The 8733-nt window shown below is 34.5% G+C and carries 10 protein-coding genes; 1 reads left to right on the top strand and 9 read right to left on the bottom strand.

Translation table 11 applies throughout. The annotated features are described in order from the left end of the window. From RMR19_RS03355 to mtaB, 5 genes are all read right to left on the bottom strand, one after another. On the bottom strand, window positions 1-343 hold a 343-nt coding region (locus RMR19_RS03355), incomplete at its 3' end, for a Fur family transcriptional regulator (RefSeq protein WP_310602080.1). Between the two features lie 204 nt (window positions 344-547). Beyond that, complete coding sequence (locus RMR19_RS03350) at window positions 548-826, bottom strand: DUF1292 domain-containing protein (protein WP_310602079.1); 279 nt, start codon at window positions 824-826, stop codon at window positions 548-550. 3 nt (window positions 827-829) lie between these two features. After that, complete coding sequence (gene ruvX / locus RMR19_RS03345; RefSeq protein WP_310602078.1) at window positions 830-1297, bottom strand: Holliday junction resolvase RuvX; 468 nt, start codon at window positions 1295-1297, stop codon at window positions 830-832. A 135-nt stretch (window positions 1298-1432) separates the two neighbouring features. After that, on the bottom strand, window positions 1433-1696 hold the full coding sequence (locus RMR19_RS03340; protein WP_310602077.1) for an IreB family regulatory phosphoprotein: 264 nt from the start codon (window positions 1694-1696) through the stop codon (window positions 1433-1435). Between the two features lie 339 nt (window positions 1697-2035). Continuing rightward, on the bottom strand, window positions 2036-3409 hold the full coding sequence (gene mtaB / locus RMR19_RS03335) for a tRNA (N(6)-L-threonylcarbamoyladenosine(37)-C(2))-methylthiotransferase MtaB (RefSeq protein ID WP_310602076.1): 1374 nt from the start codon (window positions 3407-3409) through the stop codon (window positions 2036-2038). Window positions 3410-3603: 194 nt separating this feature from the next. Between mtaB and RMR19_RS03330 the strand changes: the two genes are divergently transcribed. Beyond that, window positions 3604-3837, top strand: coding sequence for an HPr family phosphocarrier protein (locus RMR19_RS03330; RefSeq protein ID WP_310602075.1), 234 nt, complete (start codon window positions 3604-3606; stop codon window positions 3835-3837). A gap of 140 nt (window positions 3838-3977) precedes the next feature. Here the strand turns inward: RMR19_RS03330 and thiI are convergent, their stop codons facing one another. The 4 genes from thiI to prmA form a co-directional block, all read right to left on the bottom strand. Then, complete coding sequence (gene thiI / locus RMR19_RS03325) at window positions 3978-5159, bottom strand: tRNA uracil 4-sulfurtransferase ThiI (protein ID WP_310602081.1); 1182 nt, start codon at window positions 5157-5159, stop codon at window positions 3978-3980. Window positions 5160-5266: 107 nt separating this feature from the next. Continuing rightward, window positions 5267-6481 carry a cysteine desulfurase family protein gene (locus tag RMR19_RS03320; RefSeq protein ID WP_310602074.1) on the bottom strand — a complete coding sequence of 405 codons (1215 nt, stop codon included), beginning with the start codon at window positions 6479-6481 and terminating at the stop codon, window positions 5267-5269. 32 nt (window positions 6482-6513) lie between these two features. Further along, window positions 6514-7257 (bottom strand): 16S rRNA (uracil(1498)-N(3))-methyltransferase, encoded by a 744-nt coding sequence (locus RMR19_RS03315; protein ID WP_310602073.1) that lies wholly within the window; start codon window positions 7255-7257, stop codon window positions 6514-6516. Between the two features lie 45 nt (window positions 7258-7302). After that, window positions 7303-8256 (bottom strand): 50S ribosomal protein L11 methyltransferase, encoded by a 954-nt coding sequence (gene prmA, locus RMR19_RS03310; protein ID WP_310602072.1) that lies wholly within the window; start codon window positions 8254-8256, stop codon window positions 7303-7305. Between the last annotated feature and the right edge of the window lie 477 nt (window positions 8257-8733).

Here is an 8733-nt window from a genome sequence, read left to right as displayed (position 1 = left end):
CATCTTCAAAAGAAAATACATTTCCACAATTCACACAAATTAAATGATGATGATGGTGCACACAATCTTCTCGCCCTAATTTTCCTATCTCATAGCGCACATATCCATCATCTAAGTTCAATTTATCAATTAAATGTAACTCCGACAATAGCTGAATGGTACGATATACTGTAGCTAGTCCAATTTCAGGATATTTATTTTTTACACAATCATATATTTCTTCTGCAGTTAAATGCTTATCTGGTCTACTATCCAAAACTTCTAGAATCGCAATTCTTTGTGTTGTAACTTTTAATCCGTTTTCTTTTAACAATTCTTTAAAACGTTTTTGGTTATTGGACATCACGGCCTCCCCACCTATTATCCATAGGTATACTAATAAAACTAGAGATGCTCTCTATTAACAAAATGTATTATAATCTTTATAATTATAGTTACAATTATATTTACTATTATATCCTGCACTATAGTGCAGCGGCTCTATTGCCTATTCTATATCAAAATGTCACCTAAATGCGACTTATATTTTTCATCGTTATTATCTTAATTATTCTTTATCAAATTCAATTTCTGTATCATCTAACATCTCTATAAATACTTTTGAAATCGCTTGCAATTCATTATCATCTTCAACAACATCATAAATTATTTCGTCTGCTTCATTTGCAGATTCTCTTAATATCAATGCATTCGCTTCCTCATCTTCAACAGAATCTGCTACTAAGATATAATTCACACCACTAATCATTGTTTGTTCCAATACATAGAATTCAATTTTTTCATTATCTTGTGTAGTAAAGACAATCTTTTCTTGTTTTTCTTCCATCATTTACTCTCCTTCGTTTGCTTTATCCGTAATTTGTTCGTTATTGCGTTCCATTGCTAATTTATCAAGATACCCTTGTAATATAAAGATAGCAGCAACTTTATCCACAACTTTAGCTCGATTCTCTCTGCGTACATCACCTTCAATAAGTGCTTGGTGCGCTGCAACCGTTGTTAGTCTTTCATCCCATAATATAACTTCTAATCCTGTTCGTCTTCGTAACATCTCAGCAAATTCCTCTGATTTTTCTGCACGCTCACCGACCGTATTATTCATATTCTTAGGATACCCTAGAACAATACTTTCTACTTCATATTCCTTCACTAATTCTTCAATTCTAGCAAGTGTTTGTCTTAATTTAGTAGGTTCTTTTCTTCGAATCACTTCAATCCCTTGCGCAGTTAATAAAAGTGCGTCACTAATTGCCACACCAACTGTAACTGAGCCATAGTCCAGCCCCATTATTCTCATAAAATCTCCATTCCGCAATTATAATAACTCTGCCTTATACATTGGCACACTCATCTCTATATAACATATATTGAATATTTTCCCAATGTATAAGACATAAAACAGGGTAAGAGAATACCCTTTTCAGCATCATTTTTATTTTGTCAATCTCGTATCAATATAATTTCCCAATAGTTCCTCTAGGATTTCATCACGTTCTACTTTCATAATTAAACTTCTTGCACCTTTGTGGCTTGTAATATAAGTAGGATCTCCTGACATAATATAACCAACAATTTGATTTACAGGATTATATCCTTTCTCTTTTAATGCATCAAAAACCGTTGCAATTACCTCACTCACTCGAATCTCTGGTTCTTTCTGTACTTTAAAATACTGTGTATTACTAATATCTGACATTTTATCACGTTCCCTTTTCTAGCAAATTATTCCATATTGCTTTATCATTATTCTCCGTTATAAATATATTAATATATCCTAGCTGAAAATTCAATGTATTATTTTGAATAATTAGTGAATTACATATTTTTGTAACTTATGCACAGCATCTCTGTTATTGTTCACGGATGAACAATAACACGCTCCACGATGCACAGAAATTATGCATACTGCACAATTTCGTGCTTGCAATTCTCGGGTTTTCTGTGACTTTCGCTTCACTGCACTCACAAAAAACACCTTGCGGGATATTGTATGTGAACAGTAACGCATCTCTTCTATGCTATGAGAACAATTGCATTATAACGATGCGTAAAGAAGTTCGTCCGTAACAAATCCACAAATTTTTACTGAAACAATCTGATTTATCAGCGATTCATCACCTTCTACAGCAACTTTTGCATATCTTCTAGTATGGCCTACTACATAGGATTTGTCATTAATTGTTACAGTTTCTTCAAATAAAACCGTATCTTCTTCACCAATAAATGATTGGTAGTAAGAATGATTATTTTCTTTATCAAGCGCAATCAGTACTTCACTACGTTTATGTTTCATACTCTCATCAACTTGGTTTTCCATCGCTGCCGCTTTTGTTCCTTGTCTTTTTGAATACTTAAATATATGTGTCTGAGAAAAATTCACTTTTTTCAGAAAATCGGTTGTAGCCGAAAACTCTTCCTCTGTTTCACCTGGGAAACCTACAATAACATCAGTAGTAATGGCAGGTTTATCAAACTGTTTTCGCAATAATTCACATTTTTCATAATACAACGTCGTATCATACTTGCGATTCATTCTCTTTAATGTAGTATCGCAGCCACTTTGAAGTGATAAGTGAAAATGAGGACAGAATTTTTTATTCTTGCTTAAAGTCTTAACAAAATCATCTGTGATTATTCTAGGCTCTAAAGAACCAAGGCGAATTCGTTCTAAACCTTCTACTTCACTGATTTCTGTTATTATTTGTAACAATGGCGTAACTTGTGCCTGACCAATTGCTTCGTCATATTCTTTCTCTGAATTACTCTCCATTCCAAAAGATGATAGATGAATTCCTGTTAAAACAACTTCTTTATATCCTTTTTCTACCAATCGATGCACTTCTGCTAAGATATCTTCACGTTTTCTGCTTCGTATTCTTCCTCTTGTATACGGAATAATGCAATACGAACAAAACTGATTACATCCATCTTGTATCTTCATATAAGCTCTTGTTTTCTCTGATAGAGAACCAATCGCTAATTCTTCATATTCATAATCCTGTGCAATGTCAATAACCGCTTCATTACACACATTGTTATCCATATATGCCTCTACTAGAGACACGATTTGTTTCTTTTGATTATTTCCAACAACAAGATCAATTGCCTCATCTTGCTCAAGTGCTTCCTTTGCTGCTTGAACATAGCAGCCAACCGCAACTACTACTGCATTGTTGTTGTTTTTCTTTGCTTTGTGTAACATTTGTCTTGATTTTCGGTCTGCTATATTGGTTACTGTGCAAGTATTTACTACATAAATATCTGCTTGTTCATTGAATTCTACGATTGAGTAAGAAGCCTCTTTGAATAATTCTTCCATTGCCTCTGTTTCATAGGTATTCACTTTGCACCCTAATGTTAAGAATGCTACTTTCCTAACATGGCTAGACTGGTTATTTTGATTACTCATTTCTATATCCTTTCCATCTAAAATGAACAAACATTTTGACGTTTCTCACGTTTGTCATGACCTTTTTTTATCTATATTGCATATTGACTTTTCGATGTTGAAACGGTAGTATTATAGTGTACTAAACAATAGAAAACACAAGCAAAACTCTTGTTTTTTATTGCTTAAATTCAAACACCGAAGGAGGATTTTACATGAAATCAGTTAAAATTTCTTTAAATTCAATTGATAAGGTAAAAGCATTCGTAAATGAAGTGACAAAATTCAGTACTGATTTTGATTTAGTTTCTGGTAGATACGTAATTGATGCAAAATCAATCATGGGTATCTTCAGTTTAGATTTATCAAAACCAATCGATTTAAACATTCATAACGAAGAAAGCGTAGATAGTATTTTAAACGCACTTGCTCCTTACATTGTTGAGTAATTAGCACGCGCTTTGTAATATACGCGAGAGGTAAGTAATTATTTAGGGGAGGATACATTGTATCCTCTTTTTTATTGCTCTTTTTTATATTAATTCATAGGAAAAAGTTATCCTATGAATTAATATATGCCCTATCTATCCTATCTTACTTCAATTGTTTCTATCGTATCTAATGCAACTTTCACTAACTCATCAATCTTTTCTTCTAAGTTACGCTCTGAACGCGCTATTATCCCTATATTAGGCTTTGTAACAGGATGTTTTGCCACAAAGATTGTACAACAATCTTCAAATGGTAAAATTGATGTTTCATATGTGTTAATCTTCTCTGCAATATCCACAATGTCTTGTTTATCAAATCCAATAACTGGACGATATACTGGAATTTCACATACTGCATCTGTTGCAGCAAGACTTTGCATTGTCTGACTAGCTACTTGTCCAATACTCTCACCTGTAATTAATCCTAGACAATTCGAATTTGTAGCAAGAGTTTGCGCAATACGCATCATATATCTTCTCATAATAATCGTTAATTCATCATGAGGGCATTTTTCATAGATATATAATTGAATATCTGTAAAGTTAACAACATGAAGATTGATTGGTCCTGAATATCTTGCAACTAATTTAGCCAAATCTACTACTTTTTGTTTTGCTCTTTCGCTTGTATATGGTGGTGCATGGAAGTAAACCGCATCAATTTTAACACCACGTTTCGCTATCATATATCCTGCAACTGGACTGTCAATACCACCTGATAGTAAAAGCATAGCTTTTCCATTCGTACCAACTGGCATACCACCTGGTCCTGGAATAATCTTAGAATATACGTATGCTTTGTGACGAACTTCTACATTGATACGTACTTGAGGTTCTCTAACATCTACTTTCATCTCTGGGAAACGATCTAGCAATACTGCTCCCATCTCAATACAGATATCTGGCGATTTGATTGGATATTGCTTATCTCCACGTTTTGCCTCTACCTTAAATGTGAAATTACGATCTGGATATAGATTCTCTACAAAATCTCCAACTTTTTCAGCAATATTTTCCCATGCAGTATCATCGATGATTACTACTGGACAAATTGCTGCAATACCAAATACTCTTTGAAGCGCTTCTATAGCCTCATCATAGTCAAACTCTGATAATGCTTCAATATAGATTCTTCCTTGTTCTTTTGATACATAAAACTCACCGTCAACATCTTTTAATGCAAATTTGATTTGGTCTCTTAATGCATTTTCAAATATATATCGATTCTTTCCCTTAATTCCGATTTCCGCATACTTTATTAGGAATGCTTTAAACATAATATATTGCACCTGTACCTTTCTTTTCCTATCACCATTTACTATTTATATTTAACACTACGTAACGATTCAGGACTTCAGCCTTTAAGTTACACTCGCACGTACTCAGCCTAGTGTCTTGTATATCTTCTCAAAATTGGTAATATTTCACCCAATTGTTCCAATGCATAGTTAAGTTCCTCTTTGGTTGTATTCACAGAGAAGCTAAAACGAATTGTAGAATCTAACAACTCCTTCTTAACTCCTATTGCACGTAACGTACCACTTATTCCAGGGTGATTTGATGCACACGCTGAACCCGATGATACATAAACACCTTTCTCTTCAAGAGAATGAAGCAGTACTTCACTTCGTACCCCATCAAAACTTACACTAACAACATGAGGTGCAGTTTCTCTTAAACTAGCAAAATCGATTGCATTCACTGTCGTTCCTTCCAATTTCATAACTTCATCTATAAAATATTGTTTCAACTCATATAGATGAGTTACTTTCTCTTCATGATTTGCATACATCTCTTCTACTGCTTTTCCCAAACCTGCAATTCCCGGTACATTTTCCGTTCCAGAGCGCATCCCTCTTTGCTGTTCACCACCATATATAATAGGTTTGATTTTTACTTTATCTCTAATATATAAGAAACCAACACCTTTTGGCCCATGTATCTTATGTCCACTTACAGATAATAAATCTATCCCAACTCGTTTCGGATAAATCTTAAACTTTCCAAATGCTTGTATTGCATCTACATGAAATAATGTATTCGCATTCTTTGATTTAATAAGCTTTGAAATCGCCTCAACGTCTTCAACAGCTCCAACCTCATTATTCACATACATAATCGAAACAAGAATCGTATCCGGACGTATTGCCGCCTCTAATTTATCCATTCTTACTCTTCCGTTTCTATCTACCGGAAGATATGTCACCTCGTATCCACAATCCTCTAAAAAAATAAGAGGGTTATACACAGAAGCGTGTTCTATACTTGTGGAAATAATATGTTTTCCAGTTCGGTTATTCGCCAAAGCAGTGCCAATAAGCGCCATATTATTCGATTCCGTTCCACCAGATGTAAATACAATCTCCTTCACATCAGCTTTAAGAGCTTTCGCAATAATATTTCTAGCATCTATGATATATCTCTCTGCATCCATACCTTTTGTATGCATAGAAGACGGGTTTCCATAATCTTGTTCCAGTGTTTGCATCATAATATCACGTACACTATCAAACACTCTTGTAGTAGCCGCATTATCAAGATATGCCTGCTTATCTTGATAAGCAATTTTATCTTGGTTGGCTTCTTTTGTTTGTGTATTCATAACTATATTACGTTGCTCCTTTCTTAATCAATCTATGATTCAAGTTCAAACATCAACACTGACAAAATCGTAAGACCTGCTGTCTCTGTTCTTAGTATTCTCTTCCCTAACGTAATAGGCTGTATCCCTGCCTCTTCCATCGCATACGCAACTTCATCATCTTCAAATCCGCCCTCAGGTCCAATAAAGATAGCAACTGAATTCTTCCCTTGTACTTCTCTAATAATTCGTTTTGTCTCTTCCATTCCCTCAGCATGTTCAAATGGAAGCACTTTATATTCCATCTCTTTTGCCACTTTGACAGCTTCTTTGAATGGCATAACAGGCACGATATCTGGAATAATTCCACGACCAGACTGCTTCGCTGCACTTGTTGCAATCGATTGCCAGCGTTCTAACTTCTTCTGTTCCTTCTTCTTATCATCAAGTTTAACAACACTACGCTTCATCATAACAGGAATGATTTGATACACCCCAAGTTCAACAGCCTTTTGAATAATAAGCTCCATCTTGTCCTTCTTAGGAAGCCCTTGAAACAGATAAATCTTAGCCGGTAACTCTGTCTGCGTAATCTCTGAATCAACAATCCTAGCCTGTACAAAATCATTCGCAAGCGAATCAATCGTACAATGATAATCCGTCCCTTGCCCATCACATAAAACCATAGCTTCACCAATCTTCATACGAAGCACATTCTTAATGTGGTTTACGTCAGAACCCTCGATTGTAATGAAATCTTCGTGAACTTGACTTTGTTCAATATAAAAACGATACATAATCTCTACCCCCTTTCATTTTTTGTTCTTTTGCTCCAAATACCTTTACTTGCGAGCAACAAAAGATACCCACTCGCCCATCTTGTTTTCTTCTATTATAGTGAATCCATTCTTTTCGATTGCTTCTTTTACTTCATCACGTTTCATATCAATAATTCCCGAAGTGATATAAAGACCGCCCTTTTTCAAATGTTGTCCTATCTCAGCAGATAATGGAATAATAACATCTGCAAGAATGTTCGCAACAACAATATCATACTTCTCCATTCCAACTTCTTCTTGGAGTGTTTTATCATCAATAATATTACCTGTTTTAACCGCAAATTCCTTCTCCGTAATACCATTTACATTCGCATTATCATACATAGCAACAATTGCATTTGGGTCAATATCCGTTCCTAATGCAGATTTCGCTCCTAATTTCAAACCAATAATCGATAAGATTCCACTTCCACTACCTACATCAAGTAGTACAGTGTCATCTGTAATGTGTTTGCGAAGCCCTAGAATACAAAGTCTTGTTGTCTCATGACTTCCTGTACCAAATGCAGTACCAGGGTCAATCTCAATCACTAAATCGTTCTCATTCTTCTCTTCTAGCGTTTCCCATGTTGGCTTAATAATAATATCATCTGCAACACGAAATGGCTTCCAATATTGTTTCCAGTTGTTAATCCAATCCGTATCCTCTGTTTCAGATACCGTAATCTCCATATTACCAACCTCAACAAAGTCTGCTAATTCAACTAGTCCCTCTTTTACACGAGAAAGTATATCCTCTTTATCCTCTTCATCAGAGATATAGAAATTAACAGTCGCAGTTCCATCATCCACCCCCAAATCAGGCACGATATCAATAAACATTGCTTTTACTTCTTCCTCAGTAATAGGCACTTTATCCTCAATCTCGATACTTTCAATACCAAGCTCATCTAACAAATTACTAACCAAATCAACTGCCTGCGTAGTTGTTTCCAATGAAAATTTAGTCCACTTCAATTTCTTCTCTCCTCTTGTTTATGAAATAACGTTAATTTTACCAATCTAATACCTATGCATTTCACAATCATTGCTTGTGAAACTGCCTAAATAAAAAACCAAAAATATATTAATCTATCTATTTCTATCTATCATAAATGCAATTTTCCTATTCATATCCACCACTTAATCTTTTTAAGTTTGTCCAATTTGATATTATATCATAATACCTTATACGCTGTCAAAAAATTAAGAAATGTATTTGCAATAGTAACACTACTATTAGTAATTTTTGTGGCTTTGTCATACATAGACAATCATATGAATAAAAAGAAATAGCATCCCACACTTCAAAGTTGAAGTGAACCCCATTTGTTAGACACAAAAGTCTAATGAAAGGGGTTTATTTTTATGGGTAAAAAAATATATAGCACAGAACTAAAGCTTGAAATTGTTCAACGTTATCTACAGGGTAACATAGGAGTCGCACAGTTAGCA

Origin of the sequence: Anaerosporobacter sp. (assembly GCF_031551385.1) — a bacterium.
GTDB lineage: Bacteria > Bacillota > Clostridia > Lachnospirales > Lachnospiraceae > Anaerosporobacter.
Note: the sequence above shows the minus strand (reverse complement) of the source record. Positions and strands in the feature narration are given on the sequence as shown.